The 16,811-nt window shown below is 68.0% G+C and carries 15 protein-coding genes and 1 tRNA gene; 10 read left to right on the top strand and 6 right to left on the bottom strand.

From position 1 onward, the window contains the following. Positions 1 to 681 (top strand): Bax inhibitor-1/YccA family protein (locus Q7J26_RS09635; RefSeq protein WP_304936239.1); only part of this gene is annotated, 681 nt, incomplete at its 5' end. A 52-nt stretch (positions 682 to 733) separates the two neighbouring features. Here Q7J26_RS09635 and Q7J26_RS09630 read toward each other — a convergent pair. Together Q7J26_RS09630 and Q7J26_RS09625 are read right to left on the bottom strand one after the other, a co-directional pair. Further along, on the bottom strand, positions 734 to 1,069 hold the full coding sequence (locus Q7J26_RS09630; protein ID WP_304936238.1) for a DUF2794 domain-containing protein: 336 nt from the start codon (positions 1,067 to 1,069) through the stop codon (positions 734 to 736). 331 nt (positions 1,070 to 1,400) lie between these two features. Beyond that, entirely contained in the window at positions 1,401 to 2,732 is a 1,332-nt protein-coding gene (locus Q7J26_RS09625) for a trypsin-like peptidase domain-containing protein (protein ID WP_304936237.1), read from the bottom strand. Between the two features lie 147 nt (positions 2,733 to 2,879). Here Q7J26_RS09625 and Q7J26_RS09620 point away from each other — a divergent pair, with 147 nt between their 5' ends. The 4 genes from Q7J26_RS09620 to Q7J26_RS09605 all read left to right on the top strand — a co-directional run bounded on the left by Q7J26_RS09620 (position 2,880) and on the right by Q7J26_RS09605 (position 5,957). Then, positions 2,880 to 3,179, top strand: coding sequence for a DUF6356 family protein (locus Q7J26_RS09620; protein WP_304936236.1), 300 nt, complete (start codon positions 2,880 to 2,882; stop codon positions 3,177 to 3,179). 81 nt (positions 3,180 to 3,260) lie between these two features. After that, entirely contained in the window at positions 3,261 to 4,433 is a 1,173-nt protein-coding gene (gene rlmN, locus Q7J26_RS09615) for a 23S rRNA (adenine(2503)-C(2))-methyltransferase RlmN (RefSeq protein WP_304936235.1), read from the top strand. Between the two features lie 240 nt (positions 4,434 to 4,673). Next, on the top strand, positions 4,674 to 5,114 hold the full coding sequence (locus Q7J26_RS09610) for a DUF350 domain-containing protein (RefSeq protein WP_304936234.1): 441 nt from the start codon (positions 4,674 to 4,676) through the stop codon (positions 5,112 to 5,114). Between the two features lie 12 nt (positions 5,115 to 5,126). Next, positions 5,127 to 5,957, top strand: a complete 831-nt coding sequence (locus Q7J26_RS09605) for a serine protease (protein ID WP_304936233.1) — start codon at positions 5,127 to 5,129, stop codon at positions 5,955 to 5,957. A gap of 490 nt (positions 5,958 to 6,447) precedes the next feature. Here the strand turns inward: Q7J26_RS09605 and Q7J26_RS09600 are convergent, their stop codons facing one another. Next, on the bottom strand, positions 6,448 to 9,300 hold the full coding sequence (locus Q7J26_RS09600) for a pitrilysin family protein (RefSeq protein WP_304936232.1): 2,853 nt from the start codon (positions 9,298 to 9,300) through the stop codon (positions 6,448 to 6,450). A gap of 248 nt (positions 9,301 to 9,548) precedes the next feature. Here Q7J26_RS09600 and Q7J26_RS09595 point away from each other — a divergent pair, with 248 nt between their 5' ends. Continuing rightward, positions 9,549 to 11,282, top strand: coding sequence for an ATP-binding protein (locus Q7J26_RS09595; protein WP_304936231.1), 1,734 nt, complete (start codon positions 9,549 to 9,551; stop codon positions 11,280 to 11,282). Here Q7J26_RS09595 and Q7J26_RS09590 read toward each other — a convergent pair. After that, positions 11,279 to 12,148: an isoaspartyl peptidase/L-asparaginase family protein gene (locus Q7J26_RS09590; protein WP_304936230.1), complete on the bottom strand. Its 870-nt coding sequence runs from the start codon at positions 12,146 to 12,148 to the stop codon at positions 11,279 to 11,281. The genes Q7J26_RS09595 and Q7J26_RS09590 overlap by 4 nt on opposite strands. 108 nt (positions 12,149 to 12,256) lie before the next feature. On the opposite strand from Q7J26_RS09590, the gene Q7J26_RS09585 reads away from it, so the two are divergent. Beyond that, positions 12,257 to 13,258 carry an NADPH:quinone oxidoreductase family protein gene (locus tag Q7J26_RS09585; RefSeq protein ID WP_304936229.1) on the top strand — a complete coding sequence of 334 codons (1,002 nt, stop codon included), beginning with the start codon at positions 12,257 to 12,259 and terminating at the stop codon, positions 13,256 to 13,258. A 37-nt stretch (positions 13,259 to 13,295) separates the two neighbouring features. On the opposite strand, the gene Q7J26_RS09580 is transcribed toward Q7J26_RS09585, so the two are convergent. Continuing rightward, positions 13,296 to 13,694 carry a YkvA family protein gene (locus Q7J26_RS09580; protein WP_304936228.1) on the bottom strand — a complete coding sequence of 133 codons (399 nt, stop codon included), beginning with the start codon at positions 13,692 to 13,694 and terminating at the stop codon, positions 13,296 to 13,298. A gap of 56 nt (positions 13,695 to 13,750) precedes the next feature. Between Q7J26_RS09580 and Q7J26_RS09575 the strand changes: the two genes are divergently transcribed. From Q7J26_RS09575 to arsH, 3 genes are all read left to right on the top strand, one after another. Beyond that, a complete protein-coding gene (locus Q7J26_RS09575) occupies positions 13,751 to 14,533 on the top strand; it encodes an SDR family NAD(P)-dependent oxidoreductase (protein WP_135194154.1) in 783 nt (260 codons plus the stop codon). Between the two features lie 184 nt (positions 14,534 to 14,717). Continuing rightward, a tRNA-Gly gene (locus Q7J26_RS09570) sits at positions 14,718 to 14,792 on the top strand. Positions 14,793 to 15,263: 471 nt separating this feature from the next. Further along, a complete protein-coding gene (arsH, locus tag Q7J26_RS09565; RefSeq protein WP_304936227.1) occupies positions 15,264 to 16,019 on the top strand; it encodes an arsenical resistance protein ArsH in 756 nt (251 codons plus the stop codon). 116 nt (positions 16,020 to 16,135) lie between these two features. Here the strand turns inward: arsH and Q7J26_RS09560 are convergent. Beyond that, the coding region (locus tag Q7J26_RS09560) for a Fic family protein (RefSeq protein ID WP_304936226.1) at positions 16,136 to 16,811 on the bottom strand (676 nt) is incomplete at its 5' end.

The following is a 16,811-nucleotide window of genomic DNA, read 5'->3' as shown; positions in this document are numbered from 1 at the left end:
CTGCGCAGCTTCATGCTGGGCGTCTACAACAAGCTGGCCCTGGGCCTGGTGGTCGCCGCCGCCCTGGCCTACGTCACCGGCAACGTACCGGCCGTGCAGCAGCTGCTGTTCGTCCAGACGGCTGGCGGCCGGATCGGCCTGACCATGCTGGGCATGATCGTGCAGTTCTCGCCGCTGGTGATGCTGTTCGGTTCGATGTTCTTCATGAAGAACCCGTCGGCCAAGGGTGTGAACCTGCTCTACTGGGCCGTGGTCGCCACCATCGGCGCGGGCTTGGGCATCGTGTTCCTGCGCTACACCGGCGCCTCGCTGGCCTCGACCTTCCTGGTCACGGCGGCGGCCTTCGGCGGGCTCAGCCTGGTGGGTTACACCACCAAGAAGGACCTGACCGGAATGGGCACATTCCTGATCTTCGGCGTGATCGGCCTGGTCATCGCCTCGGTGGTGAACATGTTCCTTCAGTCGGGCACCTTCTACCTGATCATCTCGGGTCTGGGCGTGCTGATCTTCGCGGGCCTGATCGCCTACGACACCCAGCGTCTGAAGATGACCTACTACCAGTTGGGCGGCGACCAGAACGCAATGGGCGTGGCCACGGGCTTCGGCGCGCTGAGCCTGTTCATCAACTTCGTGAACCTGTTCCAATTCCTGCTGGCCTTCATGGGCGGCAACCGGAACTAAGATCTGTCGCAAGACGGATACTGAAAGGGCCCCTCGCGGGGCCCTTTTTGCGTCAGTCGATCACCTGGAACTTGCGGCCGTCGAAGACGCGAAGCACCTGGGCCAGGTCGCGGCCGCGTTTCAAAATCTGTCCGCCTTCGCCGATGACGGCCCACTGGCCCTGGCGGGTCTGGAGGGCGGGGCGTTTTTCGATCCGATAGAGGGGGGCGTCGCCGGAGCGGCGGAAGACGGCGAACTCGGCGAAATCCTTGTGGCCCACCATGGCGTAGTCGCGCCATTCGCCTTGCGCGACCATGCGGCCGTAGACGCGCAGGATGGGGTCCAGTTCGCGGCGGTCGAAGAAGACGGGGCCGGACGACGGGGGCGCCTCGTGAGGGTTCATGCTCATCGCCTCAACTTAAGGACACGGCGGCCCGGCGCCAGTGGGCGAGAGGAAAACGACGCAGACACGAAATGGCCCCGTTTCGGTCCTTCGCCCGCCCGGTTGGGCGACGAAATATCGATCATCGGCTCGTCGGAGTTCGGAAGCGTCCGGATCCTGAACAGCCCCCCCAGCCCCCCTGGATGTTTCCACGAAGGGCTCCGGCGGCCGATGCTTCCTCCAAGCGAGCGCCCGCCCTGCCTTTCCCCTCCCCCTCCCTGGCAAGGCGGGCGTTTCGCTGTCTGGACCTCTGCCAGACAGCGTTAGGGTATCCTGACCCGACCTGGAGCCCCGCCGCTTATAGCGACAGGGTCAGGCTGAGGGGCTCTCCATTCCGCAGCACGGTCGCCTCGACCGAACCCGTCGCGCCTTGCAAGGCGGTGGCGGCCGCCTGGGCGTCGGCCACGGCGGCGCCGCCGATGGCGGTGATCAGGTCGCCGGCCGTCAGCTCGGCCTGGGCGGCGGGCGATCCGGCGGTGACGGCGACGACCTGGGCGCCGCCGTCCTGATTGCGCAGGGTCGCGCCATAGGCCAGCACCGACTGGGCGCCGACGACCACCGGCTGATCCACCGGCGTCTCGACCGACAATGACGTCGCAGCCTCGCGGCCGCCGCGCAGATAGGCGACGCTGAGGTCGGAGCCCGGCGCGGCGATGCCGATGGTGGCGTTGACCGAACCGGCGTTGGCGACGGGACGGCCCTCGATGCGGGTGATGACGTCGTTGTGGCGCAGGCCTGCGCGCTCGGCCGGCGATCCCGGCGCGACATCGGCCACGACCGCCCCGCGCACGATGCCCAGGTGCAGCTCGCGCGCGCGCTCGGCGTTCAGCGAGCCGAAGATGGCCCCGGTCTGGCCGCGCTTGACCTCGCCGTTCTTCTTCAGCTGGTCGGCGACATACAGCATGATCCGCGTCGGCACGGCGAAGGCGATGCCGTCGTTGCCCCCGCCCAGGCCGCCCGACAGGATCGAGGTGTTGATGCCGATCAGCCGGCCCCGGCTGTCCAGCAAGGGGCCGCCCGAATTGCCCGAGTTCACGGCCGCATCGGTCTGGATATAGTCCTCGACCGCATCGCCCAGGCCGGAGCGGTTCAGGCCCGAGATGACGCCCATGGTCAGGGTCTGGTCCAGGCCCAGCGGATAGCCGACGGCGAAGGCCAGGTCGCCGGTGCGCAGGGTGTCGGAATCCACCGTCTGGACCTGTTTCAGGTTCAGCGCCCGACCGTCGGGCACGATGCGCAGCACGGCGATGTCGGTCGCCTTGTCCGCCCCGACCAGGACGGCGTCGAACAGGCGGCCGTCGGTCAGGTCGACGGTGAACTTTCGCCCGCCCTCGACCACGTGATTGTTGGTGATCAGCAGGCCCTCGGCCGCATCGACGATGACGCCGGAGCCGGAGGCGTAGGGTTTGGGATCGGCGGCGTCCGAGCTGGGGCCGCGCGACTGGCCCAGGGTCGTCACCTGAACGACCGCTGGCAGCGAACCCTCCAGCCCCGACGAGAAGCTGAACACGCCGCGACGGGCGTCATAGGGCAGGCCGGCGGCGCCCGACTGGGCCAGGACCGGCGACGCCGAGGCCAGCAGGGCCAGCGCGACGGCCATGGAGGAGACGGCCTTGAGGCGGATCGGCATGAGCATTCCCTTGATCGAACGACGACCCTAGCCCGAGTTTTCGCTTCTGACGATGGGGCGGACCGGCGGAATGAACGGATCGCGACAGGGGTTGCGTCCAAGGCCGTCAGGCGTGACCATAAGGGCGCCGAAGCAGGGAGCCGCGCCATGAGCCAGACGACGATAGACCGGCCCCGTTCAGGCTCCACGCCCTTCGCCCGGCTGTTCCGCGATCATCCGCGCGAAGTGGGCGAGACCTATTTCGAACATATGGCCGCCTCGGCCGCCTTCGGCTTTAAACTGATGCGCCTGGCTGGCGCCGCCTTCGCCCACGCGGTCGTGCCGGGCGTGCACAAGAGCACCGTCTCGACCGCGATCCGGGGCATGGCGGGCGAGATGGGCGGCCGGGCCGAAGAGGCGCGCGAGACCCGGATGCGCAACGCCGGTGTCTGGGACGTGGGCCTCTAAGGCCGTCGAATCCGCCCCGGCCATGCAATCGCCGGGATCCGTGCTATATAGGCCGGCTCAACCTCACGCAGGATCGCCGCCTTGAGCATCACGCTCGACCTTTCGCGCGTCTCGAACGCGCCGGCCGTCAAGGCCCCCGTCAACCTCAGCGGCCTGACGCGCGCGGGCCTGCGCCAGGCCTTGATCGACGCCGACGTCTGTCCGCCCGAAAAGGCCAAGATGCGCGCGAGCCAGGTGTGGGGCTGGATTCACCACTACGGCGTCACTGATTTTGCGGCCATGAGCAATGTGGCCAAGGACATGCAGGCCAAGCTGGCCGAGCATTTCACCCTGGCCCGGCCCGAGATCGTCGAACGCCAGGTGTCCAAGGACGGCACCCGCAAATGGCTGATCCGCACCGCCCCGGGCATCGAGATCGAGACCGTCTACATCCCTGACGTGGGCCGGGCCGGCGCCCTGTGCGTTTCGTCCCAGGTCGGCTGCACCCTGAACTGCACCTTCTGCCACACCGGCACCCAGAAGCTGGTCCGCAACCTGACCGCCGCCGAGATCGTGGCCCAGGTCCAGGTGGCGCGCGACGATCTGGAGGAATGGCCGTCGCCCAAGGAAGACCGCCGCCTGTCGAACATCGTCTTCATGGGCATGGGCGAGCCGCTCTATAATCTGGACCACGTCGCCGACGCCATCGACATCATCTCGGACAATGAGGGCATCGCCCTGTCGCGGCGCCGGATCACCGTCTCGACCTCGGGCGTGGTGCCGCAACTGGACGCCCTGGGCACGCGCACGGCGGCCATGCTGGCCATCAGTCTGCACGCCACCAACGACGCTCTGCGCGACGTCCTGGTGCCGCTGAACAAGAAATATCCGCTGGACCAGCTGATGGCGGGCATCCGGGCCTATCCGGGCCTGTCGAACGCGCGCCGGGTGACGTTCGAATACGTGATGTTGAAGGGCGTCAACGACAGCCCGGAAGAGGCGCGCGCCCTGCTGAAGCTGATCGAGGGCATCCCGGCCAAGATCAACCTGATCCCGTTCAACCCCTGGCCGGGCGTCGAATATGAATGCTCGGACTGGAAGACCATCGAACGGTTCGCCGCCATCCTGAACAAGGCCGGCTATGCCAGCCCCATCCGCACCCCCCGCGGCCGCGACATCCTGGCCGCCTGCGGCCAGCTGAAGTCCGAAAGCGAGAAGGTCCGGGCCAGCACGCTCAGGAAGGCGGAGCAGGCGGCGGGAGCTGAGGCGGCCTGATCCGTCGTCTCCTCCCCACATCGTGGGGAGGGGGACCGCGAAGCGGTGGAGGGGCTCTTGAAGTCACGCTGCCGCTTGTGATGGACCAAAGAGCCCCTCCGTCACGGCGCGAAGATGCGCCGCGCCACCTCCCCATCGCTACGCGATAGGGAGGAGACACAACCCTCGACACATAATGTCACGCACTGTGTCCCGGCCGCGCTTGCGGATTGGGGCGACAATCGGGCAAGGCGTCTGGATATGGACCCGTCCCTGTCGAACGTCCTTTCCAGCGCCGAGGTGCAGGCTTTCGCCTCGGGCTTCCCGGTCATGGTCATGCACCTGATCGTCACCCTGCTGCTGCTTGCGGCGGGGGCGACGGTCTATGCCCTGCTGACGCCGTGGAAGGAGGTCGCCCTGATCCGTCAGGGCAATACCGCCGCCGCCATCGCCTTTGCCGGTATCTTGGTGGGGTTGGCCGTGCCGTTGGCGGTGTCCCTGTCGGTCTCGACCTCGGTGCGCGACATCGCCATCTGGGGTGTGGCGACGGTGGTTCTGCAGCTTCTGGCCTTCCGGGTGGTGGATCTGCTGCTGACGGGTTTGCCCGAGCGGATTCGGCATGGCGAGATCTCGGCGGCGGTGGTGCTGCTGGGCGCCAAGCTGGCGACGGCCGTGATCCTGTCCGCCGCGCTGACCGGCTGATCGGCTGGGTTCATGCAATTTCCCCGCCTGCCGGACTGGGCCATCTACGGAGCGGTGGCGGCCGTCTTCCTGGCCGTGTCGCTGGGCCGGCGCGAGAATGCGGATGCGCCGCCCGCCTCGGCGCCCGCCTCCGAGGTCGAAGGGCCGCTGCTGGGACCGATCACCCCTTTCGACGCCGCCGTGACGGTCGACGCGGGCCAGGCGCCGTTCAAGCCGGCGTCGGGGACCGCCTTCTCCATCGCCGGCCGGGGTCGCTGGATCACGGCGCGCCATGTGGTCGAGGGGTGTCGCAGGCCGGCGCTGGTGGTGGGCCAGGGCCGGGCCGTCGCCGCCGACGTGCGTCTGGCGCCCCGCGCGGACATCGCCCTGCTGATCACCGACGGGGGGCCGCCCGCCTTGCCGGTCGCGGCCGAGGCGCCGTTGCGCAAGGGACAGCGGGCCTTCCATCCCGGTTTCCCGCAAGGGCGGCCGGGCGAAGTGACCTCGCGCCTCTTGGGCCGCGAAACGTTGAAGGTGTTCGGACGCGGCGCACGCGACGAGCCGGTCCTGGCCTGGGCCGAGGTCGGGCGCACCAATGGGCTTGAGGGCACGTTGTCGGGCCTGTCGGGGGCGCCGGCGCTGGACGGTCAGGGCCGGGTCGTGGGCGTCACCATCGCCGAGGCGCCGCGCCGCGGCCGGATCTATACGACGGCGCCCGAGACCTTCGGCCCGGCGATCCGGGGCGAACAGACGGCGGGCGAGGATGCGCGGGGCCAGGCGGTGACGACCGAGGATTACGGACGGGTGTCGAACCGGCTGAGGCGCGATCTGCGCGTGGCGCAGGTGGTGTGCCTGTCGGTCTAGGCGGCGAAGTTGCACTCGGGAAAAACAGTGCAACGAAGTGCAATTCTCGGTCAATCAACTGTAATCGTTGAAAGAAAAAGTTGCACTCGAATTGCACTGTGCAATTTGAAGGCGAGTTGAAACTCGAAGTTGGACTGCGAAAAAACAGTCCAAGTCGTCCAACGAGTCCAAGTCGGCGGGATCGCGATGTCAAAGACCAGGGGTGGATCATAACCCCGGTTGGGACCGCGCATGGGTGAAAGCCGCTGCTGGTCTTTAACCTGTTGAAAAGCTTGGGCGGCCTCGGCTGGATTAGGATGGTTCGCGAGTAGAAGGCGGCGCCTCTCCCTCCCCCAGCGGGGGAGGGCGGCCGAGCGAAGCGAGGTCGGGTGGGGGCGGCAAAGCGACCGTTCAAGACCTGTAGGTAATACGGCCTTGCCGGGGCCGTCCCCACCCGGTCGCTGCGCGACCACCCTCCCCGGAACGGGGAGGGAGAGGGGTTTGTGTCGCCTTACTTCAGCGCGCCGTTGTTCAGGTTCAGGGCACCGGCCTCGATGACTTCGAGGTTTGGGTGTTTGGCGCGCAGGGCGTCGAGGAACAGCGAGCCGTCGCCGACGATGACCAAGCTGGCGCGATTGACCGGCAGGTGTTCGGCGAAGGCGGCCTGGACCTGTTCGGGCGTCACGGCGCGGACCCGGCCGGCGTAGTCGGCGAGATCGCTCATCGGCAGGTCATAGAGGGCCAGGTTGGCGACCAGGGCCCCCAGGCCGTCCACCGTCTCCAGCGAGCGGCCGAAGCCGCCGATCAGGGTGGCGCGACGCGGGGCCAGGTCGGCCGGGGTCGGGGTCTCGGCGCCCAGTTTGGCGATCTCGGCCAGGATCAGGTCGGCGACCTCGTCGGCGGTCTCGTTCTTGGTCTGGGTCGAGGCGGTGAACAGGCCCGCATCCGCCCGCACGCCCAGCGACGACGAGGCGCCGTAGGACAGGCCGCGCTTGATGCGGATTTCCTGGTTCAGCCGCGACGAGAAGCCGCCGCCCAGCAGGGTGTTGCCGACCGTCAGGGGGAAGAAGTCGGCGTCGGTGCGCGACACGCCGCGAACGGCCGCGACCACGGCGGCCTGGCCGGCGCCGGGCTGGTTCACCACCACGATGCGGGGCGCCAGGGCCTGACCGGCGGGGTTGGCGGTGGCGGCGGGCGCCGCGCCGGCCGGGTTCCAGTCGCCGAACGCCTGTTGCGCCAGGGCGCGGGCGGCGTCGGGGGTGATGTCCCCCGAGAAGACCAAAGTCGCGTCCGACGGGCGATAGCGGGCGGCGTGGAAGGCGGCGACATCGGCCGGGGTGATGGTCGGCACCGTCTGTTGCGTGATCGTCGCGCCATAGGGGGCGTCGCCATAGATGACGCGGCCGACGGTCATGCCGGCGATGGCGGCCGGCTGGCTGAGGGCGACGCGCAGGCCGTCCAGGGTCTGGGCCTGCTGACGCTCAAGCTCCTCGCCGGCGAAGGTCGGGTTCTTCACCAGATCGGCCATCAGGGCGACGGTCGCTGGGAAGGCGTTGGACGGGGCGTTGGCGTAGACATTGGAGAAGTCCACGCCCGCACCGGCGCCGATCGAGGCGCCCAGCTGTTCGATCTGGGTGGCGATTTCCGGCGCCGTCTTGGTCTTGGTGCCTTGCGTCAGCAGGGCGGCGGTCATGGCGGCGATACCGGCCTTGCCCGTCGGATCGTCGGACGAGCCGGCGTCGAAGCTGAGGCGGGCCGAGACCAGCGGCACGCCGTCGGTCGGGGCGACCAGGATGCGCAGGCCGTTATCCAGGCGGAAGTCGGCGACGCTCGGGGTCACGGGCGCGACCTCGGCGCCCGGCTGGGGCAGGGGGGTGCGCTCGGCCTCGGGCAGGAGGACCGCGGGCGGGCCGGCCGGCGCCAGGTCGGCGACGGTGACCGGGGCGCCGACGTTCATCTTCTGGACCGAGGCGGGGTTTGCGTCATCGGCGGCGAGGAAGGTGATCGTCGATTGGCGTTGCGGCGTCAGATATTTGCGGGCCACGCGCTGGACGTCGGCGACGGTGACGGCCTGGATCTGGGCGACCTCGTCGTCGGCGGCGGCGGCCGAGCCGGTGTTGATCAGGGCGAAGCCGAGCGCGGTGGCGCGGTCGTCCACCGTCTCGCGGCTGCGCAGCGCATCAGCGACGATCTCGTTCTTGGCCTCGGACAGTTCCTCGGCGGTGACGGGGGCGTCGCGCAGCTTTGCGATTTCTTCGTTCAGGGCGGCGACGCCCTCCTCGGCCGTATGGCCCTGGGCCATGATCGCCAGAGCCGACAGATTGCCGGCCTGTTGCGAGAAATCGGGGGTCGAGCCGATCTGGGCGGCGATCTGCTTGTCATAGACCAGCGAGCGATACAGACGGCTCGACTCGCCGGTGGACAGGATGCCGTCCAGCACGGTCAGGGCGGCGCGGTCGGCGTCGGCGTATTTGATGGTCGGCCAGGCGACGACGGCGGCCGGCAGGGGCACGTTCGGCGCATAATAGGTGACGTTGCGCGGGCCCGTCGGCTCGGGCTCGACCACATTGTTGACCGGGACCGGCGTGGTCGGGTTCTTCAGCGGGCCGAAATACTGGTCGATCCAGCGGTCCAGCTGGGCCTGGTCGAAGTTGCCCGCCACGATCAGATAGGCGGCGTCGGGCCGATAATATGTGGCGTGGAAGCGGCGCACGTCCTCCAGCGACGAGGCCTCAAGCTCCTCGATCGAGCCGATGCCGGGGCGGCGATAGGGGCTTTCCTGATAGATGGTCTCGGGCACGAACAGGCCGAACAGGCGGCCATAGGGATTGGCGAGGATACGCTGGCGGTATTCCTCCTTCACCACGTCGCGCTCGGCGACGAAGGTCGGCTCGTCCACGACAAGCGAGCCCATGCGGTCGGCCTCGGCGAACAGCATCCGCTCCAGATGGTTGGCAGGCACGGTCTCGAAATAGGCGGTGGTGTCGTCGGCGGTGAAGGCGTTGTTCGAGCCGCCCACGTCCTCGGTCAGACGGTCGAAGGTCTCGGGCGGCAGGTTCTTGGTGGACTTGAACATCAGGTGTTCGAACAGGTGGGCGAAGCCCGAACGGCCGGCCGGATCGTCCTTTGACCCGACCTTGTACCAGACCTGTACCGTGACGTTGGACGTATCGGCGTCGCGGGAGGTGTAGACCTCAAGCCCGTTCGGCAGGACACGCTTGGCGAAGCCCAGCGGCGGGACCGTGACGCCCTGGGGGGCCTGAACGGCGGCGGCGGGGGCGGCGGCGGCCTCTGCGAAGGCGGGGGCGGCGAGGCCCAGCATCAGGGCCGAGGCGGCGACGGTTGCGGTCAGGCGGAATTTCATGCGGGGCTCCCAGGCCCGGAACGCCGGGCGCTGCCGACCGTATCAGCGATTGGCCGACTTGCACCTTACCGAGATGTAATGAACCGCATCCTTGGCCAGGTCGTTGGTGGACAAGTTCATGACGGCGATCTATTCGCCGAATGCCGCATTCCAGCGGCCACCCATGCCGAGGACGCGTGCCGAGACGAGCGAAAGCGACTTCTGTCTCCGACGAAAAAAACGCGGTCTGGGCCTTCGTCCTGGAAAATATGGTTACTCCGCCGGCCGTGCTCTACGGCAGTTGGGCGGCGGCGGGGCTGATCCTGGCGGCCCTGGGGCAGCCCTGGCTGGGCCTGGGATTCGCTGCCTTCGGCATGGCGTTCGACGCCTGGGCGCAGCGACGGGTGAAACGCTACCAGCGTGAAGAGGCCCCAGTGTCCGGCTGGCCCCCGGTGCTGATGACGATCGTGACGGCGAGGTTCGCCCTGGGGGTGTCGGGTCCGTTGGTCGCCTGGCTGTCGAACCCGATCGCCGATGTCCGACTGGTGGTCATTCTGATCCAAGTCTGGTCGATCGGCGTGGCCTTCGTCCAGTTCAGCGCGGCGCCGAGGCTGCTGGGTCTGGCGGCGGCGCCGATCGCTGTCGCTGTGCTGGTGATGATCTATCCGGCGTTGATGGGACCGCATGGGCTGGCGGTCGCGGCCGCCTTCGTCAAGCTGGCGATCATCCTGGTCATCATCTCGCGGGCCATGCACGCCCTGTGGTGCGATCTGTTCGCGGCCGATCAACGCAACAAGAGCCTGCTGGCCGAGGTCAAGGCGGCGCATGCGGCGGCCCTTCTGGACCGCGACGCGGCCCAGGATGCACGCCAGGAAGCGGACGAGGCCAACGCCGCCAAGTCCCGCTTCCTGGCCAATATGAGCCACGAGATCCGCACCCCCCTGAACGGCGTCATCGGCATGGCGCAGATCATGGCCGGCGATGCGTTGGAGGACCGACAGAAGCGGCGTCTGGAGATTCTGGACCGGTCGGCCCACACCCTGCTGGACCTGATCAACCAGATCCTGGACCTGTCGCGGATCGAGGAAGGGCGGCTGGAGATCGTGCCCCAGGCCATCGACGCCGACGCCCTGATCCACGAGGTGACCGAGACGCTGAGACCGCTGGCGGACAGCAAGGGACTGGCCTTGCACGTGCGGTCGGCGGGTCTGGGCTGGGTCAGCGCCGATCCGGTGCGGCTGCGCCAGATCCTGTTCAACCTGCTGTCCAACGCCATCAAGTTCACGGCCCAGGGCGAGGTGGCGCTGGATGTTGCGCGCACGGACGCCGGGGTGGTGTTGCGGGTTTCGGACACCGGGCGGGGCATTCCGGCCGACCAGATCGAACATCTGTTCACGCGCTTCGCCCAGATCGAGGCGGCGGCGGTCGATCGCCGCGACGGGGCGGGGCTGGGGCTGTCGATCGTGGCGGCGCTGGTGGACCTGCTGGGCGGTCGCATCGAGGTCGAAAGCGAGGCGGGCGAGGGGGCGACCTTCGTCGTCACCCTGCCGCTGAAGCGGACGCAGCCTGTGAAGGCCGGCGAGGATGGGGCCGACGCCGAGCCGCAGGCGGCGCTGCGGGTGTTGGTCGCCGAGGATCATCCGGTCAATCAGCAGGTGATCCGCGGTCTGCTGGGCCAGGTCGGGATCGAGGTCGAGATCGTCGAGGACGGCCTTGAGGCGGTGAAGGCGACGCAGGCGTGCGCCTGGGACCTGATCCTGATGGACGTGCAGATGCCGAACATGGACGGTCCCACGGCGACGAAGACCATTCGCAAACGCGAGGCCGACGAGGCGCTGGCGCGGACGCCGATCATCGCCCTGACGGCCAATGCGATGGTGGAGCAGGTCGAGGCCTATCTGGCGGCGGGCATGGATGCGGTGGTCAGCAAGCCCATCGACCTGAAGGTGCTGCTGACCACCATCTCCGACGTGATGTCAGGCCAGAGCGAGATCGGGGCCTAGTCCCTGAAGACCTCGACGCCGATCTCGCCGACGGGCGTCAGCCAGGCGTGTTTCATGCCTTGGCTGTTGAAGGGGGCGGCGATGTTTCCAGCGACGTCCAGGGCGATCATGCCGCCGTCGCCGCCCATTTGACCGATCTCGTCGATCACGGCCTGGGTCGCCTGGGCCAGGGTCTGGCCGGCGGCGACGCGCCAGGCGACTTGGGCGGCGGCGGCGACGCGGATGAAATATTCGCCCTGGCCTGTGCAGGAGGTCGCGGCCTTGGCGTCGGCCCAGGTTCCGGCGGCGGGGATGGGGGTGTCGCCGACGCGGCCGGGCATCTTGCCGAAGACGCCTGCGGTCGAGGTGGCGGCGGCGAGGCGGCCTTGTGCGTCCAGAACGCAGACGCCGACGGTGCCGTGGCTGAGGGTTCCAGGCGGATGGTTGTCCTCGCCCTGGCCGGCGCCGGTGAACCAGGCGGCCTCGTCGGCGATGGGCTCCAGCTTCTGGTCATGGGCGAACAGGGCCGCGCCCTCGCCCACCAGCATGACGTGCGGCGTGCGGTCCATCACGGCGCGGGCGGCGACGACGGGGTTGCGGAAGCCTTGCAGGGCGGCGACGGCCCCGGCGCGTTTCGTCGATCCGTCCATGATGCTGGCGTCCAGCTCATAGGCGCCGGCCAGATTGGGAGAGGCGCCCTTGCCGGCGACGTAAAGGCCGGAATCCTCCAGCATGACGACGGCGGCGGTGGCGACGTCTAGGGCGCTGTCGCCCGCGTCCAGCCGCGCCTTCATGGCCTCGACCACCTGGCGCATGTGCACGACCTCGGCGTCGTAGTTGCGTTCGCGCCGGGCGCCGGCGCCGCCGTGAAGGATGAGGGCGGTCATGGGGTCTTCCTGAGCCTGGTTTTCGTCGCCTCTTTCAATCGGGCGTGGCGCTGTTTAGCGTCGCGATGAAGGCCGCGCCATGTCGGCCACGGGGAAAAGGAAATCTTGATGCGTGCTGTTCTTTCGAAAGCGCCTGGCGGTCCTGAAACCCTGGTGGTGGAAGACGTGCTCGATCCCACGCCCAAGGCGGGCGAGGTGGTGATCGAGGTCAAGGCGGTGGGGATCAACTATCCCGACACATTGATCATCGAGGACAAATACCAGTTCCGCCCCGAGCGGCCCTTCTCGCCCGGCGCCGAGGTCGCGGGCGTGGTCGAGGCTGTGGGCGAGGGCGTCAAGGGCGTGCGCAAGGGCGACCGCGTCATCGCCGTGCCCGGTTGGGGCGGGCTGGTGGAGCGGCTGGCGGTGCGGGCCGAGACGGTCATCCCCATTCCCGAGGCCATGAGCTTCGAGGAGGCGGCGGCCCTGATCATGACCTATGGCACCAGCTATTATGCGCTGAAGGACCGGGCGCAGCTGAAGGCCGGCGAGACCCTGCTGGTGCTGGGCGCGGCCGGGGGCGTGGGCGCCGCCGCCGTCGAACTGGGCAAGGCCATGGGCGCGCGCGTGGTCGCCGCCGCCTCGACCAACGACAAGGTCCAGTTCGCCCTGGACCTGGGGGCCGACAACGGCCTGATCTATCCGACCGGCCCGATGGACAAGGCCGCGCAGAAGGAGCTGTCGGGCGAGTTCAGGCTGGCGACCGGCCGCGACGGCGCCGACGTGGTCTATGACGCGGTAGGCGGCGATTATGCCGATCCGGCGCTGCGGGCCATGGACTGGAACGGGCGGTATCTGGTGGTCGGCTTCCCGGCGGGGATTCCGTCATTGCCGCTGAACCTGACGCTGCTGAAGTCGGTGTCGGTGATCGGCGTCTTCTGGGGCGCGGCCGTCGCGCGCGATCCCAAGGGCCACGCCGCCAATATGGCCGAACTGATGCAGATGTACGCCGACGGCAAGATCAAGCCGCGGGTGTCCAAGACCTTCCCCCTGGAGAAGGCCGGCGAGGCGATCAAAGCCTTGGGCGACCGTCAGGCCCTGGGCAAGATCGTGGTGACGGTGGAGAGCTGACCTCCCCCGTTCCGCTACGCTTCTCGGGGGAGGATTATTATTTCGCCTTCAACCGCTGCACCGCGTCTTCGGCTTTGTCGCGGTGGCGGCGTTTGATGCTGGCGCCGACCATGGCGAGGACGGCGGTGATCACGGCGGCGTCGTCGGTGTAGCCAATGCCCGCGAAGATGTCGGGAATGGCGTCCACCGGCAGGACGAAATAGGCCAGGCCGGCGAAGATCATGCCCTTGGCCGCCATCGGCGTTTCGGGGTCGCGCGCGGCGTACCACGCGGCCAGGGCCTGGTCGGCGAAGGGGATGCGGGCGGCCGTGCGGGTGATCTTGGGCCAGAAGCCCTTGGTCACGCGCGCCTCGTTGACCTTCACGACGGAAGGGACGAGGGCCTTTTTCGGGTCCAGGGCGTCGGACGGATCGGCGGGTTTGGCTTTGGCGGTCATGGCCGCTAAATCCTCAAACGAAACTCAGGTTCAAACAATACATAGGAACGACCAGGATGAAACTCGACAACACCATCGCCGCCGTGGTCACCGGGGGCGCCTCGGGCCTGGGCGAAGGCACCGCCCGCGCCATCGCTGCGACGGGCGCACGGGTCGCCCTGTTCGATCTGAACGCCGAACGCGGCGAAGAGATCGCCAGGGAAATCGGCGGCGTCTTCTGCCAGGTGGACGTGACCGACGACGCCTCGGTCGCCGCCGCCTTCGAAAAGGCCCGCGCCGCCCACGGCCAGGAGCGGCTGACCGTCAACTGCGCCGGTATCGCCACGGGCCAGAAGACCGTCTCGCGCAAGAAGGACACCGGCGAGATTCGCGCCCACGACATGGCTCAGTTCGAACGCACCGTGCGGGTCAACCTGTTCGGCACCTTCCGCGTCCTGTCGCAGTCGGCGGCGGGCATGGTGACGCTGGAGCCGATGGCGGACGGCGAGCGCGGCCTGATCGTCAATACGGCGTCCGTGGCGGCTCAGGACGGCCAGATCGGCCAGGCGGCCTATTCGGCGTCCAAGGGCGGCGTCTACGCTATGACCCTGCCTGTGGCGCGCGATCTGGCCCAGGAAGGCGTGCGCTGCAACACCATCCTGCCCGGCATCATGTGGACGCCGATGATGGCCGGCATGGACCAGAAGATCCAGGACGCCCTGGCCGCCGCCATCCCCTTCCCCAGCCGCCTGGGCACGCCGGCCGACTATGCGTCCCTGGTGCTGGAACTGGCCCGCAACGTCTATATCAACGGCGAATGCATCCGGCTGGACGGGGCTATCAGGTTGGCGCCGCGCTGACGCGCGGCGGCTCGTCGCTTGAGCGCGAAAGCGCTCAGGCGGCGAGCGCCGGGAGCGTTTCGGCGGCGTTTTCCGACGCGGGCGACGCGAACCGCGATAGGTCGAAAAAACCTCTTGCGGAACCGCTCAACCCTCCGCTATACGCCCCCTCCTCGACGGGGAGCGCACCTAGCTCCTACGGAGTGCGGGCGTAGCTCAGTGGTAGAGCACAACCTTGCCAAGGTTGGGGTCGAGAGTTCGAATCTCTTCGCCCGCTCCAGTCGAGATTGCCAAGGCAATCAATAGGTTATGGCAGGGCGATCCCAACGGGATCGCCCACCCTATTTTTTACGCCGCTACCACACCGCTACCAAAAATCTTTTGCTGGCGAGCGCTCGCCTGTCCATTGGCATGGCGCATTGCGGTGAAGGCCCCTGAAATCTGCTGAAAACACCGAACTAATTTTTGCGGAGATCGACCCGCGAGCAGGTCACGGGAAAATAGTGCCTTGGAATGTTGTTGCCCGCAGCTTCTTGCCTCGTATCCGTCAACCGCCGCCTTTGACTCTCTGAAGGATCCCGCGGGGTTTGGCGACGGTCAGGGTGTCGCGGTCTCGGCGCGGTCCCGAGCGATTGCTGTTCACCGTCCTGTAGTGACCTTAATAGGACCGGCCCGGTCTATCGCTCGTCCGCACGTCGGACTTCGCGGACGTCTGGCCGGCGTCGGCCGCCTGTCTGACCAAGGACCTGTGATGACCTTCACCCGCCTGCGCTCGCTGCCGGACCCGGATCATCTGCCGGCTCTGGACGCGGCCTATCTGTCCGCCGATCCCGCCCGTGGACTGGGCCCGACCGAGCCGGCGCCGCGTATCCTTCTCCTGTACGGATCGCTGCGCGAGCGGTCGTATTCGCGGTTCTGCGTCGAGGAAGCGGCCCGCCTGCTGCAGCAAAGGGGATGCGAGACCCGAATCTTCGACCCCACCGACCTGCCCCTGCCGGGCGCGCCCGGCGACGACGACCACCCGGCGGTGCGCGAGTTGCGCGAACACGCCTTGTGGTCGGAGGGCATGGTCTGGTGCAGCCCGGAGCGGCACGGCCAGGTCTCCGGACTGATGAAGCTGCAGATCGATCACCTGCCGTTGAGCCTGGGCGGCATGCGCCCGACCCAGGGCCGGACGCTCGCCGTCATGCAGGTGTCGGGCGGGTCCCAGAGCTTCAACGCCGTCAACACTCTGCGCCTTCTGGGCCGCTGGATGCGGATGGTCACCATCCCCAACCAGTCGAGCGTGGCCAAGGCCTTCCAGGAATTCGACGAGGCCGGCCGGATGAAACCCTCGGCCTACTATGAGCGGATTGTCGATGTGATGGAGGAACTGGTGCGCTTCACCATCCTGGTCCGGCCCCACGCCGTTCAGCTCGTGGACCGCTATTCGGAGCGCAAGGCGGCCGGAGTTTTGGTGGATGCCGCGTCCGACCTCTCGGCCATTGCTATCGCACGCCAGGCCTGAGGCTGCGTTTTTGGCGGTAACGCGCCAGAACTGGCGAATTGCGATCCTCCCTGTCGAGGCAGGGTCTTCAGTGGAGCCGCACGGCGCAGAGCCTCGCCGGCGCCATGGGGAGGCGCTTATCCTCGATCGACCAGAGAATAGCTTGTGCTGCGTCCCCCGCCGTCATCCTTCACGAGGATGCCCCGGTCCACCAGATCTTTGATGTCGCGCAAGGCCGTGTCGGGCGAGGACTTCGTCAGCGCCGCCCATTTGGTCGAGGTGAGCTTGCCTTCGAAGCCGTCGAGCAGCCGGTTGATGACCGTGCTCTGGCGCTCGCTCAACGTCTGACCTGCGAGCGCCTCCCAGAAGCGCGCCTTGCGCATCACATGGGTCAGGGTGGTTTCCGCGCCGTCGAATGCGCGATCGAGGCAGCCGAGGAACCAGTCCAGCCAGAGGGTCACGTCCAGCGCGCCTTTCTGGGTCGTCTCCAGGGTCGCGTAGTAGTCCTTGCGCTCCAGCCGGATCTGGGCGGACATGCTGTAGAACCGCTGGGCGCTTTTCTCGGAACGGGCGAGCGCCATGTCGGCGATCGCCCGGGCGATCCGGCCGTTCCCGTCGTCGAACGGGTGGATGGTCACGAACCACAGGTGGGCGATCGCGGCCTTGAGGACCGGATCCGTCCGCGGCTCGTCAGTGAACCAGTCGAGGAACGCGCGCATCTCGTCCTGCAGACGGGCGGCGGGCGGCGCTTCGTAGTGCACGCGCTCTCGTCCGAAAGGGCCCGAAACGACCTGCATCGGGCCGGAGCTCTCG

Origin of the sequence: Brevundimonas sp., assembly GCF_030656255.1 — a bacterium.
Classification (GTDB): domain Bacteria; phylum Pseudomonadota; class Alphaproteobacteria; order Caulobacterales; family Caulobacteraceae; genus Brevundimonas.
Note: the sequence above shows the minus strand (reverse complement) of the source record. Positions and strands in the feature narration are given on the sequence as shown.

Excerpts from the sequence above, each read along its gene's own strand:
- Q7J26_RS09630 (WP_304936238.1), bottom strand. The coding sequence starts at position 1,069 with ATGAGCATGAACCCTCACGAGGCGCCCCCGTCGTCCGGCCCCGTCTTC.
- Q7J26_RS09625 (WP_304936237.1), bottom strand. The coding sequence starts at position 2,732 with ATGCCGATCCGCCTCAAGGCCGTCTCCTCCATGGCCGTCGCGCTGGCC.
- Q7J26_RS09620 (WP_304936236.1), top strand. The coding sequence starts at position 2,880 with ATGAGCCAGACGACGATAGACCGGCCCCGTTCAGGCTCCACGCCCTTC.
- Q7J26_RS09610 (WP_304936234.1), top strand. The coding sequence starts at position 4,674 with ATGGACCCGTCCCTGTCGAACGTCCTTTCCAGCGCCGAGGTGCAGGCT.
- Q7J26_RS09605 (WP_304936233.1), top strand. The coding sequence starts at position 5,127 with ATGCAATTTCCCCGCCTGCCGGACTGGGCCATCTACGGAGCGGTGGCG.
- Q7J26_RS09600 (WP_304936232.1), bottom strand. The coding sequence starts at position 9,300 with ATGAAATTCCGCCTGACCGCAACCGTCGCCGCCTCGGCCCTGATGCTG.
- Q7J26_RS09595 (WP_304936231.1), top strand. The coding sequence starts at position 9,549 with ATGGTTACTCCGCCGGCCGTGCTCTACGGCAGTTGGGCGGCGGCGGGG.
- Q7J26_RS09590 (WP_304936230.1), bottom strand. The coding sequence starts at position 12,148 with ATGACCGCCCTCATCCTTCACGGCGGCGCCGGCGCCCGGCGCGAACGC.
- Q7J26_RS09585 (WP_304936229.1), top strand. The coding sequence starts at position 12,257 with ATGCGTGCTGTTCTTTCGAAAGCGCCTGGCGGTCCTGAAACCCTGGTG.
- Q7J26_RS09580 (WP_304936228.1), bottom strand. The coding sequence starts at position 13,694 with ATGACCGCCAAAGCCAAACCCGCCGATCCGTCCGACGCCCTGGACCCG.
- Q7J26_RS09575 (WP_135194154.1), top strand. The coding sequence starts at position 13,751 with ATGAAACTCGACAACACCATCGCCGCCGTGGTCACCGGGGGCGCCTCG.
- arsH (WP_304936227.1), top strand. The coding sequence starts at position 15,264 with ATGACCTTCACCCGCCTGCGCTCGCTGCCGGACCCGGATCATCTGCCG.